Source organism: Mesorhizobium sp. M0145, assembly GCF_040322355.1.
In the GTDB taxonomy this organism is placed as follows: Bacteria; Pseudomonadota; Alphaproteobacteria; order Rhizobiales; family Rhizobiaceae; genus Mesorhizobium.
This window is the reverse complement of the sequence record NZ_JAMYTK010000048.1, coordinates 1-18,566: the sequence shown is the minus strand read 5'-3', so window position 1 is coordinate 18,566 and position 18,566 is coordinate 1. Positions and strand designations below refer to the sequence as shown.

The following is an 18,566-nucleotide window of genomic DNA, read 5'->3' as shown; positions in this document are numbered from 1 at the left end:
AGGGCGCATCGCGCGGGGCACGCGGCTTCGCGTGGTCGATGCGATTCTCACAGGCGTCCACCAGCCCGGCGAAAGCCATTTCGAGTTGCTGCGCGCCTTTGCCGACGATGCTCTGCTCGCCAAGGCCTCCGCAGCCTTCACCGCGTATCGATACCGCGCGCATGAATTCGGCGATTCCATGCTGCTCAATCGCCAACCGCCGCTTCTATCGCGCGAACAAAATCGGGGCGAGGGGCTCCAGACGAAGCCTCTACTCGAGGCGTGGCTATGATGTCGGCAGGTTCGGTGGCATTCCGGCCGCACCGCGAACGTCAGCTTCGGAGAAGCGCCGGAAAGATCGGCAATTGGCGCGATCGAGGCGATGCGGACTTCGCCTACTCAGCAGTTGCCAGCTCGCGTCAAACGGCTTGGTTGGGTGGCAGTCGGTCATCCGCGTCGGCCTTCGGAAGGAGCAGATCGCCGCCGTGCCACGCCACGTCCCGCAGGTGAACTATTCCCAGATTCACGACCCGTCGTATGCTATCCTTGGCCGATTGGTCTGCTTGAGGAGAATTCTTGGAGAGAAGGCTCGCAGCCATCCTGGCGGCTGACGTGGTTGGCTACTCGGCGCTCATGGAGAGTGACGAGGCAGGGACCTTTGAGCGTCTCAGAGCGATACGCACGGAACTGTTTGAGCCCAAAATAGCGGAACGACACGGACGCATATTCAAGCTCATGGGCGACGGACTGCTCGCCGAGTTCTCCAGCGTGGTGGATGCGGTCGAGTGCGCGGTGGCGCTGCAGAGTAGCTTGGTCGAGCGCAACGCGGATTCCGTCGCGAACGATCGCATTGAGGTGAGAATAGGCATCAATCTCGGCGAAGTAATTGTCGAGGGCGAGGATCGCTACGGCGACGGCGTCAACATCGCAGCGCGCCTGCAGCAACTAGCGGAGCCTGGCGGCATCTACATCTCTGGTAAAGTTGCTCGCGAAGTCGAAAGGAAGCTTCCCTTTGGCTTCGAATCGATGGGCGAGCAGCATGTCAAGAACATCGCTGAACCGCTCCCGGTCTATCGCGTTCGTCGCCAGCGGTTCGTCGCCGACATGCAACAGCTCAGATCGCCTTCGTTGCCCAACAAGCCGTCCATCGCCGTGCTGCCTTTCACCAACATGAGCGGTGATCCCGAGCAGGAGTATTTCACGGACGGGCTGGTGGAGGACCTCATCACGGGCCTGTCGAAGATACCCGGTCTGTTCGTCATCGCGCGGAACTCCACTTTCGCCTACAAGGGCAGAACGCTCGATATCCGGCAGGTCGCAAGAGAGCTTGGCGTCCGCTACGTGATGGAAGGGAGCGTGCGGCGGGCTGCCGACAGACTGCGCATAACCGCACAGCTTATCGAGGGCAAAGATGCAACCCATGTTTGGGCAGACAAGTTCGAGGGCGCGGCGGAAGACGTGTTCGACCTGCAGGACCGATTGACCGAGAGTATTGTCGGGACGCTTGAACCCACCCTGCGGCGCGCTGAGATCGACCGAGCGCGCCGCAAGCGGCCGGACAGCCTTGACGCATATGATCTCTTCCTGCGCGCCTTGCCACATGCCTACGCCAACACGCCGGCCGATACCAACGAAGCCCTGCGCCTGCTGAACGAGGTCTTGAGTCTCGACCCGAACTACGCTTCCGCACATGGCTATGCGGCCTGGGGATACGAACAGCGCTTCCTGCGCGGAGGCTTCCATCCCGAAGACAGGGCTGCCGCGCTGAAGCACGCCAACATCGCAATGGCGATCGGCGCCGACGATCCCCAGGCGCTGTCGATGGGGGCGTTCGTTCACGCCACGATTACCCATGACTACGCACGGGCCATCAGCGCTCTCGATAGAGCTTTGAAGCTAAACCGCAACTTAGCTCTGGCATACGGCTTCAGCGCGATGGTGCACATGTACAGCGAAACCTATGAACGTGCGTGCGATCACGCGTTCAAGGCACTTCGCCTCAGTCCTTTCGATCCCCTGAACTATCATTCGTACCTGGCGCTGGCCTGGGTCCACCTCTTCACTGGCCGGTATGATGACGCGGTGAACTATTCGACGCTGGCGATCCAAGTAGCGCCCGGCTTCAGCGTCCTCTATGCCAGCCTCGTCGCAGCCTATGTCAATCTCGACCGCCTGGATGCCGCACGCGCAGCCGCCTCGCGGCTGTTGGAGGTCGCGCCGGGCTGGACAAACAGCGCATTCGTGCGGATGAGCGTCGTCCGACCAGAACTCATGGAAATGCTGGCGTCGGCCCTGCGAAAGGCGGGATTGCCGGAATGACCGGGCGAAGCAAGCGCAGGCAGGAAGGGCTGTCGAGAACCATGAAGCCGGCGGCTGGCGCGCCGTCGGTGCACCGGCTAGGCGTATCGTTGCGGCGTCTGCAGAAAATGTGCCGAGCGCGGCGAAACGATAATGGCCCGCCTGTGGGACGAGCCTCTGAATCGTGCAGCCGGGCTGCTCATCGTGCCGGATGCGGCGAAGCGGACCATAACCGACATTGCATTCCGCTGCGGCAGGAGAGCCGGAGCGTCGCGCGATCCATGGTCTCAAGAGGCGTGATCTGTGGTATCAAAGACCGGTAAGGGCACGCCGGAGGCGCCGATCCTACCCGCCTCTGACCTGCGGCTTGCGTGTCGCGAATCCTAACTGAGGCCCAACATGGAGCGGAAGCTCGCTGCCATCCTTGCCATCGATGTTGTCGGGTACTCGGCGCTCATGGAGGCGGATGAAGCGGGCACCTTCGACCGGCTAAAACGTGGCCGCAAAGAGCTGTTCGAGCCGGAAATCGCAACACGACACGGGCGAATCTTCAAGCTTATGGGAGACGGCCTGCTGGCGGAGTTCGGCAGCGTGGTGGATGCGGTCGAATGCGCGGTCACGCTTCAACGCGGCATGGCGGAGCGTAACGCGAGCGTCGCCGAAGACCAGCGCTTCGAAGTCAGGATCGGAATCAACCTTGGAGAAGTGATCGTCGAAGGGGACGATCGCTATGGCGAGGGCGTGAACGTGGCCTCGCGCCTCCAGCAACTCGCCGAGCCCAGTGGCATCTGCGTTTCAGAGAAGGTGTCCAAGGAAGTCAGGCAGAAGCTGGCGTTTGCGTTCGAGCCTATGGGCGAGCAGCGGGTGAAGAATATAGCCGAGCCGATATACTGCTATCGCGTAAACCTGCAGCTTCCGAGAGCCGCTCCGGTCGGCCGACTGGCATCGCTGGAATTGCCCGACAAGCCCTCGATCGCGGTTTTGCCTTTCACTAACATGAGCAACGATCCGGAGCAGGAAACCTTTGTCGACGGCTTGACCGAAGACCTGATCACCGACCTATCTCGCTGCGCCGGCCTCTTCGTTATCGCGCGCAACTCGACCTTTGCTTACAAGGGGCGGTCGGTCGATGTGCGTTTGGCCGCGCGTGATCTTGGGGTGCGCTATGTGGTTGAAGGCAGCGCCCGGCGCGCCGCGGGGCGCGTGCGCGTTAATGCGCAGCTGATCGACGCAATCGGCGGCGATCATATCTGGGCCGAGCGCTATGACAGCAGCCTCGAGGACATCTTTGCAGTGCAGGATGAGGTCACGGCCAAGATCGTCGAAGCCCTAGTCGGCCGATTGGCCGGACGGCCGGCGCGCAAACGGCCGACGAGTCTCGAAGCCTATGACCTCTGCGTGCAAGCCCGCGGCGTCAGTTTTCAGACCGGGTTAGGCGCGCGGGAAGCGCGCATGCTCCTGGAAAAGGCGATTGGTCTCGATCCCGACTATGCCGAAGCACATAGCTGGCTGGCCCTCAATCTTTGGCTCGGCTGGCTGTTCTGGGATGAGCCGAAGGAAGCCAACCAGCCTCGCTCGCTCGCGGAAGCGCAGCGGGCAGTGGCGCTCGACCCTAACGATGCCGGGAACCGCTGGGTGCTGGGCATCATACTTGGTCACGAACGGCGTTTCGCGGAATCGGATGCTGAGTTCGAGGCGACCTTCAAGCTCGATCCCAATCATGCCGATGCCTGGGCGATGCGCTCGGATCTCATCACCTTGAGGGGCGACGCGGTCAAAGGCGTCGAATTCGTGAAGCGGGCATTGCGGCTCAATCCGCGCCCACCGGGGTGGTATTATTGGATGGCGGGCCAAGCCTACTATGCGCTCGGCGACTATCAATCCGCGGTCGAGGCTTTACGCAAGCCGGAAACCTACCGCACCACGTCGCGGCGCATGCTAGCGGCAGCCCTCGCGCAGCTCGGGCGCCAGGATGAAGCCCATCAGGAGGCGGAATTCTTCATGATGAGCAATCCCCATTTCAGCATCAGGCACTGGGCAACATCGCAGCCATTCGACGACGAGGAATTGCTCCAGCGCTTCGTCGAAGGCTACCACAAGGCTGGCCTTCCCGACTAAAGGGCGTATCGCTTTGGATCGCCTACTTGCTCTCGTCAGACATAGGCTCGTTTTGGTTGTGAGGGCGATGGCCGTGGGTTCCGATCAATGTCCGTTAAGGGCGGGTTGTGCCCCATTGTGAAGGTGCACTTCATCGGCACCGACAACCAACAACTTTCAAACCGAATCCTTTGTAGCGCTTCCAGGTGAGACGCTAGAATTCGCGGGCTCACGTCGAGCGCTGCGGCTGCGGAGGGCGGCATGGAGAAGAACCATGCCCAACTGGAACAGTGGCCACATTGTCGGTCAGAAGCCTCCTCTCAAGCCGTGCGAGGTCTGGAGCATTAGAACACGACTGCAGGTGTCAGGCGCGGCACGTGATCTGGCACTGGTCAATTTTGCCATAGACAGCAAACTTCGATGCTGTGACCTCGTCACGATCACGGTCGGCGACGTGGCGCTATCCGGCACGTTTCGCGACCGGGCGGTAATCGTCCACCGCAAGACGGGACGACCAGTACAATTCGAGATCACGGAGCAGACTCGAGCTGCCATCAGCGCCCAGCGTCGGGCTCGATCCCAAGCGATACCGAACTCATTCGATGAGGCGTACCAAAGCCGCGCAGATCTACACGAAGACGGGAAACATTCGCGCGGTGCAACTGCTCCTGGGCCATGCGAGAGCACGGTCCGCTATCTCGGCATCGAAGTGGACGACGCTTTGGCGATCTCTGAACAGATCGACCTGTGAAATGAACCTGCGACAACGGACAGAGCGACGCGGGCTGGAAGCGTCGCTTTGTGACCCTGAGCCGCCCTTCATCAGTCCATTTCGCTGCTCGATAACCGACCTTCACCGCAACCAGCGTTCCTGATCCCAACCGGACATTCCAAGCGCTATCTAGCGTCCCGAAAGCTGACGTCCGGCGGGATCGGAAATTCTGACTCGATCCGGTCACCCCCGCTTTGAGCGATCGCTCTAAATCGCGCGGACGGGAGTTCAACGAAGGGGGCGCGTCCGACAGGCTGGCCTGTTTCCTCGCGTTATGCATTATGGAATTCTAAATTATCCGGGCATCAATCTGAGTTTTGAGTTGAAGACGAGCGCCGCACTCTCCTTCGGGTCGTTTACGCTGGTGCCCGCCGAGCGCTTGCTACTGCAGGGCGATCAAAGATTGAAGATCGGCAGCCGTGCGCTGGACATCCTCATCGTCCTGGCGTCGCGGCCCGGCGAAGTCATCTCTAAGGATGAATTCGTCTCGCTGGTCTGGCGGAACACGTTCGTCGAAGAAAACAACCTGCGCGTCCACATCGCATCGCTCCGCAAGATCCTCGGCGAAAGCAGCGACGCTCCGCAATACATCTCCAACATCCCCGGCCGGGGCTACAGCTTTGTGGCCGCGGTTTCTCATAAGACGTCCCCTGTCAGTCTAGAGGGGCAGCCGGCCTTTGGCGGCAAGCCGTCGGTGCCCCGTCTTGCCAACCGAGTTATCGGCAGGGAGGCGGTTCTTGATCTGCTGGAGCGACAGCTGCCGGAGCAAAGGCTGCTTACCCTCGTAGGACCAGGTGGTATAGGAAAGACGACGGTGGCAATCGCGCTTGCGGACCGTCTCAAAGACCACTATCCGGGCGGGACCGCATTTGTGGATCTCGCTGGGATTTCGAACGGAGCACTGCTCACCGCGTCGATTGCCGCCAAGGCAGGCTGTGTGCTCTCGTCGTCTGATCCTCTTGCCGAGCTTGCCAGACAGCTCAACCACCGCTCGATGCTGCTCATCCTGGATTGTTGCGAACATCTGATCGACGAGGTTGCGGTGGTCGCGGAAACCCTGATCGCCGAGACGCAGCAGTTGACCATCCTTGCGACCAGCAGGGAACCGCTTCGTATCCCAGCCGAATGGGTTCTTCGCCTGCTACCCCTGGACTGTCCAGGCACCAACGAAGCGCTCGACGGCCCGGCTGCGCTGCGTTTTCCGGCAGTCCAGCTTTTCGTCGAACGCGTTTCGGCTAGCGTCGGCGGCTATTTCCTGAGCAACGCCGAAGCGCCGGTCGTGGGCGAGATTTGCCGACGGCTCGACGGCATCGTGCTTGCCATCGAGCTGGCCGCCGGGCGTGTGGACACCTTGGGCATTGCAGGCGTCGCGCAATCGTTGCGGAACAATTTCGACATCCTGACGCGCGGACGGCGCACGGCGCTTCCACGCCACCAGACGCTGCGCGCGACGTTGGACTGGAGCTATACGCTGCTCTCGTCGACACAACAGTTCGTCCTTGCCCAGCTTTCGCTGTTCAACCAGGAATTCACGCTCGAAGCGGCGCGCGCCGTTGTATCGGGCGAAGGGGCGATCGATGTGGAAGGCAGTATCGTTGACCTCATCGCGAAATCGTTGGTGGTCGCCGATCGCAGCGCCCATCCCATCCGCTACCGCCTGCTCGACATGACGCGCGCCTATGCGGCGAAGAAGCTTTCGGCATCCGGCTTCGAGAACGAGGCGTCATACAGGCATGCGACCCACTACCGCACCCATTTCGACGATGCCGCGCGACAGTGGCAGGTCGCGCAGGAGCCGGTATCCCCGGAAATCTACAGCCGCGACATCGGCAATCTGCGCGCGGCTCTCGACTGGTGCTTTTCGCCAGCAGGCGAGAGCGCGATGGGCGTTGCGATGACCGTCGCGGCGATCCCATTGTGGTATCAGCTGTCGCTCGTCGACGAATGCCTGTCGCGTGTCCAGCAAGCGCTGGACTGGCTTGAAAAGCAGCCGGAGGCCGACAAACGGAGCCTGATGCAGCTGCATGCGGCATTGGGTTTTCCGCACATGCGCGCGATTTCGGGCCGACCCAGCGGCGCTGAGGCGTGGACGCGCGCGCTCGAGATCGCCCGCAAAGTTGACGACGTGGACTTCCAGTTGCGTGCCCTCTGGGCACTCTGGGTGGATCGAACCAACAGCGGCGAACCCCGCGCCGGGCTCGAGATGGCCGAAGCCTTTCGCATACTGTCGGAGCGGTCGACCGACGACGCCGATCGGCTTATCGGCGAGAGGATGAAGGCCAGGTCGCTGCACCTGCTTGGCGACCAGGCCGGTGCGGAGGACCATGTGCGGCGCATGTTGGCCGCCTATGAAGCGCCGGCTAACAGAGCACACCTTGCGCGCTTTCAATATGAGCAGCGCATTACCGCTCGCATTACGTTGGCGCGTGTGCTGTGGCTTCGCGGTAAGACAGACGAAGCTCTGCGCGAGATAGACGACCTTATCGAAACAGCGATTGCCGCAGGCCACAATCTCACGCTTTGCCACGCGCTGTCGGACGCGGCCTGTCCGGTATCGCTGATGGCGGGTGATCTGGCACGCGCCGAACGCTACACCGAAATGCTGCATCGACGCACGAGAGATCATGCGCTCGATGTCTGGCATGCCTATGCGGAGTGCTTCGAGGGCGACATCCTGATCCGGAGTGGCGAGGCGGCGACAGGCGTCACCCTCGTTCGCGAAGCTCTCGACCGGTTGGATCGCGCGGGATTCTATCTCTATCAAACCGTCTTCCAGTCAATCCTCGCCTCCGGGTTGACGAGGCTTGGCCGGGAACCGGAAGCCATGGCTTTGCTGGATGGCGCACTGTCGCGATGTCAAGTTAGCGGCGAGGCTTGGTATTGCGCTGAGCTGATTCGCCAGAAGGGCGCGATCTTGGCCGGGCAATCCTCGCGCCGGCCCGACGCCCGGGCGCTCTTTGAGCGCGCGATGACGATTGCCCGTGATCAGGGAGCCACAATCCTGGAGCGACGTTCAGCCGACAGTCTTGCCGCGCTAAACAGGCACGTTAGCACCGTTTAGCATCGATTTACTGGTTTACACCGCTCTCCTGCGCGACTGTTTCGGCACCGAACGAAGCACACACTATGCCAAGGAACAGAGCGATGAACTCAACCCGCATTACCTCCTTTCGTCGAACGGTCGTGGCCGGCCTGACCAGCACCGCACTGCTCTCTGTTCTGACAACTGCCGTGCTGGCCACGCCAACAACTCCGGTTCAGCAAAATCAGGCGGCGGCATGCGGCGCCGCTTGCGTGGAGACGCAGACGCTCGATGTTGGCGGCATCGCCTATGCATACCGCTCGATCGGCGTACCCTCCGGAACACCTTTGATTCTCCTCAACCGCTTTCGCGGAACGATGGACGAATGGGACCCGGCATTCCTCGATCACGTCGCCGCGCGCCGACACGTCATCCTATTCGACAATGTCGGCGTGGCTCGCTCCGGGGGAGAAGCTTCTCCTCGCATGAGCGATTGCGCGAAGAACGCCGGGGCCTTCATTGATCAGTTAGGTTTCAAGCAGGTCGACCTGTTGGGCTTTTCATTCGGCGGCCTCGTCGCTCAGGAACTAACGCTTCAGCGGTCCGATCTGGTGCGTAAGCTGATTATTGTCGGCAGCGGCGCGGGCTATGTCGAAGGCGCAAACTTGAGCGACAAGGCGATCGAGGTCGCTACGAAACCAACCAACACCGATGAGGATTTTCTCTACCTGTTCTTCAAGGATAGGCCAACCAGCCAGGCCGCTGGACGTGCTCATCTTGCCCGGCTGCGCGAGCGCAAGGACGCGTTTGCCAAGTTTGTGAACGAAAAGACTTGGAAGGCGATGTTGTCCGCCGGAAGCGACGTCGGCAAGTCGGAAACGTCACTCCTCAATCGAGTTGGCTCGATCCAGCAGCCGGTCCTGGTGGCGAACGGCAATGAAGACGTCATGATCCCGACGTTTCAACCCTACGCCCTGGCGCAGGCGATCCCGAATGCCCGACTGATCATCTATCCGGACTCCGGCCACGCGTTCCTGTTTCAGTACCCGCGTGAGTTCGGCGATGAGGTCATCCGCTTCTTGGGCGATGAGACGCGGCCATGAGCGCCTTCCTATTCTCCGCTTCCTTCACCCGTCGCGACGTGCTTGCGGCAGGCATGGCCAGCGCCGCAGCGACGCTACTGCCGGCGAACCCAACCGAGGCGCTCTCGGCGGAAGCCGCCACCCAAACCAGAAAAGGAAAACAGACCATGGGCTTCATCACCACCAAGGACGGCACCGAGATCTTCTACAAGGATTGGGGGGCGGGCCAGCCGATCGTCTTCCATCACGGCTGGCCGCTCAGCGCCGACGACTGGGACAATCAGATGCTGTTCTTCCTGGAAAATGGCTACCGTGTCATTGCGCATGATCGCCGCGGCCACGGCCGCTCGACCCAGACCGCCACGGGAAACGAGATGGACACCTATGCCGCCGATGTCGCGGAGCTGGCCAAGGCGCTGGACCTCAAGGAAGCCGTCCACATCGGTCATTCGACCGGCGGCGGCGAGGTCGCGCACTATGTGGCGCGCGCCGAACCGGGGCGGGTTGCCAAGGCGGTGCTCATCGGGGCGGTGCCGCCAATCATGGTGAAGTCGGAGAAGAATCCAGGCGGCCTGCCGATCGAAGTGTTCGACGGATTCAGAGCAGCGCTTGTCGCGAACCGCGCTCAATTCTACATCGACGTTCCCTCCGGCCCCTTCTACGGCTTCAACCGCCCAGGCGCGAAGATTTCGCAGGGTCTCATCGAGAACTGGTGGCGGCAGGGCATGATGGGCGGCGCGAAGGCGCACTACGACTGCATCAAGGCCTTCTCCGAGACAGACTTCACCGAGGATCTCAAGAAGATCGACGTTCCGGTGCTGGTCATGCACGGCGATGACGACCAGATCGTTCCTTACGCCGATTCCGCGCCGCTTTCCGACAAGCTGCTCAAGCGTGGCACGCTGAAGACCTATGAGGGTCTGCCGCACGGCTTGTGCGCTACGCATCCCGAGATCGTAAACCCCGACCTGCTCGCCTTCATCAAAGGTTAGCTGGCAGCGAAAGCGGAGACTTGCCGTGAATTCAACCATCACAACTCCGGTGACGGAGGAGTATCTAAAAGGCAGCGACGGCTTACGGATCTTCGTCCGCTCGTGGCGGCCTTCATCCCGAGCGAGCGCGGTCGTGGTGATCTGCCACGGCGTGAACTCGCACAGCGGCCAGTACTTCTGGGCCGCCGAGCAGATGGTCGCCGGCGGCTACGCCGAGTACGCTCTCGATCTGTGCGGTCGAGGAAAGTCCGATGGCGAGCGATTCTTCATCGAGAACGTCGCCGAGTACGTCGACGACCTGTCGATGCTGGTGCAACTCGCTAAGCGTCGCGAGCCGGGACTGCCTGTCTTCTTGTTGGGACACAGCGCAGGCGGTCGGTCGGCACGGCACGGGGCGGGTGGCAAAGGCTATACTGATCAGTGCGATACCACCGCTTCGGCTGAAGACGGAAGCGAACCCCCCTCGGCGCGTCGATCGAAGCATTCGACCAGGTGCGCGCCAGCGTGCAAGCGGATCGCTCGCAGTTCTGGAAGGATCTTAGTCTTTCCTTCTATGGCTACAACCGCCGGGCGCGAAGATATCGGAAGGACTCCGCGCGTCATTCTGGCTTCAGAGCATGATGGCCGGCTTCCCGGCATCCTATCTCGGCATCAAGTCCAGTCCGAGACAGATCTCACCGAGGATTTGAAAAAGATCGACAACCGACGCTCGTCCTGCACGGAGACGACGACCAGATCGTCCCGATCGCGGATTCGGCGCTGCTGTCGGCGAAGCTTGTGAAGAATGCGAAACTGAAGGTGATCAAAGGTGCACCGCACGGTTTATGCACGACACACAAAGACGAGGTGAACGCGGAGCTCCTCGCCTTCATACGCCAAACGGCCTGACTCCCCGCCTCCTCCCCACAGGCCGTTGACTGCGCTACGCGGGCAACCGCGTGCCCGCGTAGCGCCTTTCCTCAACAATCCCGGCAGCCGCCGGACAAAGGAGATCAAATGTTCACTTTCAATACTCGCCGCACCGCGCTGGTGTTTGCTGCTGCACTGCTTTCTTCGACCCCACTGCCGATGATGGTCAATGCCCCTGCAAGTGCCGCGGCTGAGACCGTGGACTCGACCACCCACTACCACACGGTCAAGATCGGTGGCGTCGACGTTTTCTATCGTGAGGCAGGGCCGGCGAACGCGCCGGTTGTGCTTCTGCTTCACGGCTTCCCGACCTCTTCACACATGTTCCGCAATCTGATCCCGGCGCTTGCCGACCGCTATCACGTGATCGCGCCCGACTACCCGGGATTTGGCGAGAGCGCGGCACCTGATCACACCAAATTCGCGTACACCTTCGCTCACTACGCCGATCTGGTGGATGGCTTGCTCGGGCGACTCGGCGCGAACGACTACGCGATGTACGTCATGGACTATGGCGCTCCGGTCGGATACCGGCTCGCGCTCAAACATCCGGAACGGGTAACCGCCTTGATCGTGCAAAACGGCAACGCTTACGAGGAGGGCCTGAAGGAATTCTGGGATCCAATCAAGGCCTATTGGGCGGACGGTTCGGCCGCGCATCGGAAGGCGCTGAGTTTCCTTGTCACGCCTGCCATCACGAAATTCCAATACACGGACGGCGTAGCCGACGTTTCCCGGATCGACCCGGACAATTGGGGACATGACCAGGTGCTGCTCGACCGTCCCGGCAACAAGGACATTCAGCTCGATCTCTTCCACGACTACGGCAGCAACGTTCCACTCTACCCGAAATTCCAGGCATTTTTCCGCGAGCGCAAGCCGCCGATGCTGATCGTCTGGGGCAAGAACGACAAAATCTTCCCCGCCGATGGCGCCGGCCCATATCTTCGTGATTTGCCAGGAGCCGAGCTTCATTTGCTGGATACCGGGCATTTCGCGCTCGAAGACAAGCTGGACGAGATGGTTCCGCTTATCCGGGACTTCCTGGGCCGCAAGGTGGCTACTAACTGAGCCGGCGTCAGCCGCGATCTGAGCGCTGGCGGCGTTACGGCCGCCAGCGGATGGCCGCGAAAACGCACAAACACGACATGACGCACATCAAGGATGAACAATCATGTACGCCCGCCAGCATTTACTTTCGCGTCGCGGCTTTTGCCTGTGCTGCCTGGCCGCTTCCGCCGGCGCTGTAACCGGCGGCTGGCTTACACCTCGCGAAGCATTTGCCGAGGCACGCGGCATCGTCAGCCTGATCAAGGACGGTGCCGCCGTATCGCCCATAGGCACCCACAAATTGCGTGGCAACGTGAGTGTGCTTGAGGGTTCCGGCGGCAACGTCGCGGTCCTCACTGGACCCGACGGCAAGGTGCTTGTCGATGCCGGCATCGGCGTTTCCCGCCCTCAAATGACGAGGGCGCTCGCCAATCTCGGCCCCGAGCCGATCACACATTTGATTAACACGCACTGGCATTTCGATCACACCGACGGCAATGCATGGCTGGGCTCGGCCGGAGCGAAGATCATCGCTCACGAAAACACCCGCAAATATCTCTCACAGACCCAGCGCGTCGAGGAATGGGACTATAACTTCCTCCCATTGCTCCCGGATGGACTACCAAGCGAAGTGTTCGCCGACAGGCGCGATCTGCAGCTCAATCGGGCGTCAATCGCACTGAAACGTTGCGGCCCGGCGCACACCGACAGCGACATCTCCGTCACGTTTGGCGAAGCAGATATCGTCCATGTCGGTGATACCTATTGGAACGGCATTTATCCTTTCATCGACTATTCGACGGGCGGCAGCATCGATGGAATGATTGCTGCGTCCGACGCTAATCTCGCCGCGACAACCGGCAAGACGATCATCATTCCGGGTCACGGCCATCCGGTCAGCAACCGAGCGGAGCTCCAAGACTTTCGCGACATGCTGGTCGCGATCCGGGAGAATGTCGCGAAGCTGAAGCGGCAAGGACGAACGCGCGACGAAACCGTGACGGCTAAACCTACCGCTGCGTTCGACGGCAAGTGGGGCAACTTCGTAATCGACCCCGGTTTTTTCACCCGGTTGGTCTACGAGGGGGTGTGAACGCCAAAGCTCAATTCGATGGATCTGCTCAGTTGAAACCTGAGCGCCGTCAATGAGGTTCGGCCGCCAGCCGCAGGCTGGGACCACACACTGCCTCTATTCATCGCCGTCGCGACCAACTTGGATCAGGAGATTTCGTAATGGGCAAGCTCAACGGAAAAGTCGCAGTGATCACCGGCGCAACGAGTGGCATCGGTTTGGCCGCGGCAAAACGGTTTGCGGCGGAAGGCGCCCGTGTATTCATGACCGGCCGCCGCAAAAGGGAACTCGATGCGGCGATCAACGAAGTTGGCAATAATTCGCGAGGCATTCAGGGTGACGTAGCGAACCTAGCCGATCTCGACTGCCTTTTTGAGATCGTGAAGGATGAAGCCGGCGCCATCGACATTCTATTCGCCAACGCAGGTGGCGGGGAATTTTCCGCTCTCGGCGCTATTACGGAAGAGCATTTCGACAGAACTTTTGGAGTCAACGTAAAAGGCACGCTCTTCACAGTCCAGAAGGCGCTGCCGCTTCTCAGGGACAATAGCTCGATCATCCTTACCGGATCGACCGCTGCGACGACCGGCACGCCTGGGTTCAGCGTCTACGGCGCCAGCAAGGCAGCAATCCGCAACTTCGCGCGCAGTTGGATTCTTGATCTGGCCGGCCGAGGGATTCGCGTCAATATACTTGTCCCTGGCGCCACCTCTACTCCCGGCTGGCACGAGCTCGCGCCATCCGAGGAGGCCCACAATGAGATGATCCGGTTCGTGTCGACAAGAACGCCGTTAGGGCGTCTCGCTGACCCCGACGAAACCGCAAGCGCAGCCCTCTTCCTTGCTTCCAGCGACAGCAGCTTCGTCACGGGAAGCGAGCTGTTTGTCGATGGCGGCTCCGCGCAGATCTAAGTTTCAGGTTACGTCGTTGGGACCGTGACCAACCGCTTACCAATCGAAACACAGACTGAAAGGAGAAAGATCATGCCTGAACAACGCCCGCCGCTGCCGCCATTCACCCGCGAATCCGCCATCCAGAAGGTTCGCGGTGCAGAAGATGGCTGGAACAGCTGCAATCCCGAACGCGTGTCGCTCGCCTATACTGTTGAAAGCTATTGGCGCAATCGGTCGACTTTTGTGCAGGGACGCGAGGCTATCGTCGCCTTCCTGGCCGGCAAGTGGGTGCGTGAACTGGATTATCGGCTGATCAAGGAACTTTGGGCCTTCACGGACAATCGCATCGCCGTTCGCTTCGCCTATGAATATCACGACGATTCGGGCAACTGGTTCCGCGCCTATGGCAATGAAAATTGGGAATTCGATGAAAACGGCCTGATGCAAAAACGCTTTGCCTGCATCAATGATTTGCCAATTCAGGAATCAGAATGCAAATTCTTGTGGGACCGCTCCGGACCACGTCCGGCCGATTATCCGGGCCTGTCGGAGTTAGGATTGTAATCTGCGCCTAAGACCATCACCGTACGTCCGGACGTCATTCCGGTCCTTGCCGAGATCTTCCTCGAACATGGCTTCGAAGGCGCGAGCCACCATCGGCCAGAAGACCGGACTCGGCAACGGGCCGACCTTTCCGTCCCGGTCGGCAACCAGTGCGTGACGACGCCACCGCCCTTTCGCTCTTCCGGGAAGCGCGGAAATCTCGAAGTTGGAACCACGGATCTGCCAGATCGTCCGGGTTCTCGTGCCATCTAGCCAACCATCTAGCGGCTCGCAGGGAGCAATGAATGGCCCACAAATTCGCCGAAATCGCGTTCACTGACGCAGTGAAGTCCGTGCAGCAAACGATGGGCAGCCGCAGCGGTTATGCCCGCCGTGAAGCCGGCTCCGATATTAACGGCCAGCTTGGGCCAGATGAGATCAAGTTTGTCGCCGAGCGCGACAGCTTCTACATCGCTTCGGTCTCCGAGATCGGATGGCCCTACGTGCAGTTCCGTGGTGGGCCGGCTGGATTCCTGAAGGTTCTTGACGGACAGACTCTGGGCTTTGCGGATTTCCGGGGCAACCGGCAGTACATTACTGCCGGCAACGTCGCCGAGGACGACCGTATTTCGCTGTTCCTGATGGACTATCCGAACAGGCGCCGTCTCAAGATCTTCGGTCGAATGCATGTCATCGGTACCCGAGATGATCCGGCGCTCACGGCAAGACTGACAATCGCGGATTATGCTGCAGTGGTCGAACGAGTGATGCTCATCAAGGTCGAGGCCTTCGACTGGAACTGCCCGCAACACATAGCGCCCCGCTTTACCGAAAACGAGATTGCGGCGGCTTTCGCGGCTCACCGGGAGGGCAATGCCAAGAATTGCGGACCGGCATCGTAGCGAACCCATTGAGGAGTGGACGGATGCAGGACAATTCCCAGACGTCGGAAGCGCCGATCTTTGGCGTAGTTCTAGCCGCCGGCGAGGCGCCCAACTTCAGCCCTGGCGGCGCAGTCCGCATTCTTACCCGCTTTCCGATGGGCCACTACCGCGTACCCACTTATCTGCGCGGCAAGAAAAGCTCGTCGAGATCGTCATCGAGCCGACAGCCGTGGATAACGAGGAAGAAGGTTACGGCACTTTCCGATTGGAGCAGCGCTCAGAGACCGGTTCGATCTGAGCGATGTCGGCGATAGGTTCGAAATCATGTCTCAAACCACCAACCGGATCTTCGGTGCGCGTCACGATCAGGCTTTTCCCACGCTGGCTGAGGCCGACATCGATTGCATGCGCCGGTTCGGCGAGACCAGCGCCTATGCCGCCCGCGAACACATCGTCACGGCCGGCGATGTGGCGCCCGGCTTGATCGTCGTCCTGTCGGGTAGAGTGGAGATCACCCAGGATGGCCGGCTCGGCCGGCGTGAAACGATCGTCACGCATGGTCCAGGCAGCTTCGTAGGCGAACTGGCGCAGCTTTCGGCTCGCCCGTCGCTGGTCAATGCCGAGGCGGCCGAGCCCGTGGAGGCGTTCGTCATCGCCTCGCAGCGGCTGCGCGACCTGATGGTGCAGGAGGCCAATCTCGGCGAGCGCATCATGCGGGCGCTGATCCTGCGCCGTGTCGGGCTGCTGGAAAGCGCCACCAGCGGACCAATCATCATCGGACCCGTCGACAATAGTGATGTATTGCGGCTGCAGGGTTTCCTGGCCCGCAGCGGCCAGCCGCTCCGCGTGCTTGATTCCGGCAGCGATCCTTGCGCGAAAACCCTGGTCGAGCGCTTCGAGGTCGACCCTCACCATCTGCCGATCGTGCTGTGTCCGAACGGCCAGCTGCTGATGAACCCGAGCGAGAAGGACCTCGCCCGCTGCATCGGCCTGTTGCGGCCGATCGATGCCGACAAACTGTACGACTTCGCCATCGTCGGCGCCGGACCGGCGGGGTTGGCTGCTGCGGTCTATGCGGCTTCCGAAGGGCTGTCGACGATCGTGCTCGATTGCCGGGCTTTCGGCGGGCAGGCCGGCGCCTCCTCGCGCATCGAGAACTATCTCGGCTTCCCAACCGGCATTTCGGGTATGGCGCTGATGGCGCGTGCCTACAATCAGGCGCAAAAATTCGGTGTCGAAATGGTGATACCGGACGAGGCGAAGCTACTGAGCGCCGGAACCGACGGTGCACGTTACACGCTTGATGTCGGCGACGGCGAGACCGTGCGGACAAGCACCGTTGTGATCGCCAGCGGCGCGCGATATCGCCGCCTCGATATCGCCAATCTGGCGCAGTTCGAGGGATCGTGCGTGCACTATGGGGCGTCGCCGATCGAAGCACGGCTTTGCCAGGGCCAGGAAGTGGCATTGGTCGGCGCCGGCAATTCGGCCGGACAGGCGGCAGTCTACCTGGCCAGCCACGTGCGCAAGGTGGCGCTGCTGGCGCGTGGCGGCAGCCTCGACGCCAGCATGTCGCGCTACCTGGTCGAGCGCATCAAGGCACAGTCGCGATTTCCCCCCCTGATTGCGCTGCCGGTCTTCATTCTGCACGGCACGGCGGACAAGGCGACGAAGCCGGCCGGCAGCCAACTGTTTTTCGACATTGTGGGCTCGTCCGACAAGACGCTCAAGTTCTATCCCTCCCACTTTCACGATCTGCTGAACGATCTTGGCCGCGCAACGGTCATGTCGGATGTGCTGGCATGGATCGGGGCGCGTTTGCCGGTCGAGCAGACCTCTGCCGCAGCAGGTTGACGGTTCACGAGGCTCACGGGTGGAGTAAAGCAACGTGTCTCCGGAAGCGCCAATTCGCATTGCTGTCATGCTCAGTCCCGCGTCCGGCGACGGTTGTGTTGAGTTCTCTCGGTTCCTTGCCGTCTACTACGCGCTTCTGGATGCGGGCGCTGAAATGCTGGTTGCGTCGGTATCAGGAGGCTATCCCTGGCCAACGCGGCCCAAACGACCCGGCGGGGAAGGCAGCGAACTGGCGGCGCGGTTTCGAAGCGACCGGCATGCTCGCGATGATCTCGCAAACACGCTTACGTTTGGCCAAGTCTTCATCGAGGATTTTCATGGTGGCTTCTGCGTCGGTTTGCCGGGCCCCATCTGGAGCAGCAACGATGACGGCTTCGCGGGGTCGCTGATCGGTCGATTTCTTCAGGCCGGCAAACCGGTTGCAGTCCTCCCAAGCCTGTTCGACATCCAACCGAAAGGCACGGGTGGCGGCCTGCTTATAATCGGCGACGGCGATTGGCCGCCGTCGCGGGCCGTTCATGCGCTCTTGGCTTCGGTTCCGAGGCTATCTGAGAAAGAGAGGACTCTCCCATGACGCTCCACAGACGCAGTTTTCCTAGCGGTGCAGCGGGACTTGTCAGCAGCGCCATGTTGCCGCGACCTGCCCGATCCGCCCCGCCGCATCAGATCCAGCATGGCGACTTCCACGTCACGGTCCTGAGCGACGGACATTTCGCTTTACCCGCGGAGATCGTAGCGCCTGATGCGACGCCTGCCGAATGGACTGAAATCGAGGCGAGGCTGGGTGGAAGCGCAGGCGTTGTTGAGGCCAAATGCAACATCCCGCTCATCCAGACAGAAAAAGACCTTTTCCTCGTCGATCTTGGTGGAGGCGGCAAATTCCAGCCGACGGAAGGGCAGCTTAAGAATGCGCTTTCGGCCGCGGGACACGATCCCGGGGCTGTCACCAAGGTTTTGCTGACGCATGCACATCCCGATCATCTCTGGGGGATGTTGGGAGCGGCCTGCAAGCCGCGCTTCCCTAATGCCACCTACTAGAGCCTTTCACGTTTTGATGGAAGCGTAGCCGGCGTTTGCGAAGTAGTTGTTGCATTCGGTTGCCTCGATCGTTTCAACGAG

Annotated in this window: 16 protein-coding genes and 1 pseudogene; all 17 read left to right on the top strand. The window is 61.0% G+C overall.

The genetic code is table 11. From position 1 onward, the window contains the following. Positions 1-271: S-adenosylmethionine:tRNA ribosyltransferase-isomerase (locus NKJ28_RS32285; protein WP_352638491.1), on the top strand; the 271-nt coding region annotated here is incomplete at its 5' end. Positions 272-555: 284 nt separating this feature from the next. Continuing rightward, positions 556-2,298, top strand: a complete 1,743-nt coding sequence (locus NKJ28_RS32280; RefSeq protein ID WP_352638490.1) for an adenylate/guanylate cyclase domain-containing protein — start codon at positions 556-558, stop codon at positions 2,296-2,298. 378 nt (positions 2,299-2,676) lie between these two features. Continuing rightward, positions 2,677-4,395 carry an adenylate/guanylate cyclase domain-containing protein gene (locus NKJ28_RS32275; protein WP_352458791.1) on the top strand — a complete coding sequence of 573 codons (1,719 nt, stop codon included), beginning with the start codon at positions 2,677-2,679 and terminating at the stop codon, positions 4,393-4,395. 253 nt (positions 4,396-4,648) lie between these two features. Further along, positions 4,649-5,125, top strand: a pseudogene (locus NKJ28_RS32270) (site-specific integrase). Positions 5,126-5,468: 343 nt separating this feature from the next. Continuing rightward, positions 5,469-8,207, top strand: coding sequence for an ATP-binding protein (locus NKJ28_RS32265; protein WP_352638489.1), 2,739 nt, complete (start codon positions 5,469-5,471; stop codon positions 8,205-8,207). Positions 8,208-8,290: 83 nt separating this feature from the next. Next, positions 8,291-9,271 (top strand): alpha/beta fold hydrolase, encoded by a 981-nt coding sequence (locus tag NKJ28_RS32260; protein WP_352638488.1) that lies wholly within the window; start codon positions 8,291-8,293, stop codon positions 9,269-9,271. A gap of 146 nt (positions 9,272-9,417) precedes the next feature. After that, positions 9,418-10,242 (top strand): alpha/beta fold hydrolase, encoded by an 825-nt coding sequence (locus NKJ28_RS32255; RefSeq protein ID WP_352638492.1) that lies wholly within the window; start codon positions 9,418-9,420, stop codon positions 10,240-10,242. A 25-nt stretch (positions 10,243-10,267) separates the two neighbouring features. Then, a complete protein-coding gene (locus NKJ28_RS32250; RefSeq protein WP_502902249.1) occupies positions 10,268-11,023 on the top strand; it encodes an alpha/beta fold hydrolase in 756 nt (251 codons plus the stop codon). After that, positions 10,957-11,130 (top strand): alpha/beta fold hydrolase, encoded by a 174-nt coding sequence (locus tag NKJ28_RS33120; protein ID WP_502902251.1) that lies wholly within the window; start codon positions 10,957-10,959, stop codon positions 11,128-11,130. Before NKJ28_RS32250 ends, NKJ28_RS33120 begins: the two co-directional genes overlap by 67 nt. 180 nt (positions 11,131-11,310) lie before the next feature. Further along, complete coding sequence (locus NKJ28_RS32245; RefSeq protein WP_352638487.1) at positions 11,311-12,222, top strand: alpha/beta fold hydrolase; 912 nt, start codon at positions 11,311-11,313, stop codon at positions 12,220-12,222. Between the two features lie 103 nt (positions 12,223-12,325). Beyond that, entirely contained in the window at positions 12,326-13,294 is a 969-nt protein-coding gene (locus NKJ28_RS32240; protein WP_352638486.1) for an MBL fold metallo-hydrolase, read from the top strand. A gap of 140 nt (positions 13,295-13,434) precedes the next feature. Continuing rightward, positions 13,435-14,184 carry an SDR family NAD(P)-dependent oxidoreductase gene (locus tag NKJ28_RS32235; RefSeq protein ID WP_352638485.1) on the top strand — a complete coding sequence of 250 codons (750 nt, stop codon included), beginning with the start codon at positions 13,435-13,437 and terminating at the stop codon, positions 14,182-14,184. Positions 14,185-14,256: 72 nt separating this feature from the next. After that, on the top strand, positions 14,257-14,730 hold the full coding sequence (locus tag NKJ28_RS32230; protein WP_352638484.1) for a nuclear transport factor 2 family protein: 474 nt from the start codon (positions 14,257-14,259) through the stop codon (positions 14,728-14,730). Between the two features lie 284 nt (positions 14,731-15,014). Continuing rightward, complete coding sequence (locus NKJ28_RS32225) at positions 15,015-15,611, top strand: pyridoxamine 5'-phosphate oxidase family protein (protein WP_352638483.1); 597 nt, start codon at positions 15,015-15,017, stop codon at positions 15,609-15,611. 306 nt (positions 15,612-15,917) lie between these two features. Further along, a complete protein-coding gene (locus NKJ28_RS32220; RefSeq protein WP_352638482.1) occupies positions 15,918-17,447 on the top strand; it encodes an FAD-dependent oxidoreductase in 1,530 nt (509 codons plus the stop codon). A 34-nt stretch (positions 17,448-17,481) separates the two neighbouring features. Beyond that, positions 17,482-18,021, top strand: a complete 540-nt coding sequence (locus tag NKJ28_RS32215; protein WP_352638481.1) for a transporter — start codon at positions 17,482-17,484, stop codon at positions 18,019-18,021. Then, the gene (locus NKJ28_RS32210) at positions 18,018-18,485 is read left to right on the top strand and encodes an MBL fold metallo-hydrolase (RefSeq protein ID WP_352638479.1); all 468 of its coding nucleotides are present in this window, start codon (positions 18,018-18,020) and stop codon (positions 18,483-18,485) included. The genes NKJ28_RS32215 and NKJ28_RS32210 overlap by 4 nt, the downstream gene beginning before the upstream one ends. Positions 18,486-18,566 lie beyond the last annotated feature (81 nt).

Bases quoted from the DNA above. Each gene is read 5' to 3' on its own strand.
- NKJ28_RS32245 (WP_352638487.1), top strand. From the start codon at position 11,311: ATGATGGTCAATGCCCCTGCAAGTGCCGCGGCTGAGACCGTGGACTCG.
- NKJ28_RS32260 (WP_352638488.1), top strand. From the start codon at position 8,291: ATGAACTCAACCCGCATTACCTCCTTTCGTCGAACGGTCGTGGCCGGC.
- NKJ28_RS32230 (WP_352638484.1), top strand. From the start codon at position 14,257: ATGCCTGAACAACGCCCGCCGCTGCCGCCATTCACCCGCGAATCCGCC.
- NKJ28_RS32275 (WP_352458791.1), top strand. From the start codon at position 2,677: ATGGAGCGGAAGCTCGCTGCCATCCTTGCCATCGATGTTGTCGGGTAC.
- NKJ28_RS32210 (WP_352638479.1), top strand. From the start codon at position 18,018: ATGACGCTCCACAGACGCAGTTTTCCTAGCGGTGCAGCGGGACTTGTC.
- NKJ28_RS32255 (WP_352638492.1), top strand. From the start codon at position 9,418: ATGGGCTTCATCACCACCAAGGACGGCACCGAGATCTTCTACAAGGAT.
- NKJ28_RS32240 (WP_352638486.1), top strand. From the start codon at position 12,326: ATGTACGCCCGCCAGCATTTACTTTCGCGTCGCGGCTTTTGCCTGTGC.
- NKJ28_RS32225 (WP_352638483.1), top strand. From the start codon at position 15,015: ATGGCCCACAAATTCGCCGAAATCGCGTTCACTGACGCAGTGAAGTCC.
- NKJ28_RS32220 (WP_352638482.1), top strand. From the start codon at position 15,918: ATGTCTCAAACCACCAACCGGATCTTCGGTGCGCGTCACGATCAGGCT.
- NKJ28_RS32235 (WP_352638485.1), top strand. From the start codon at position 13,435: ATGGGCAAGCTCAACGGAAAAGTCGCAGTGATCACCGGCGCAACGAGT.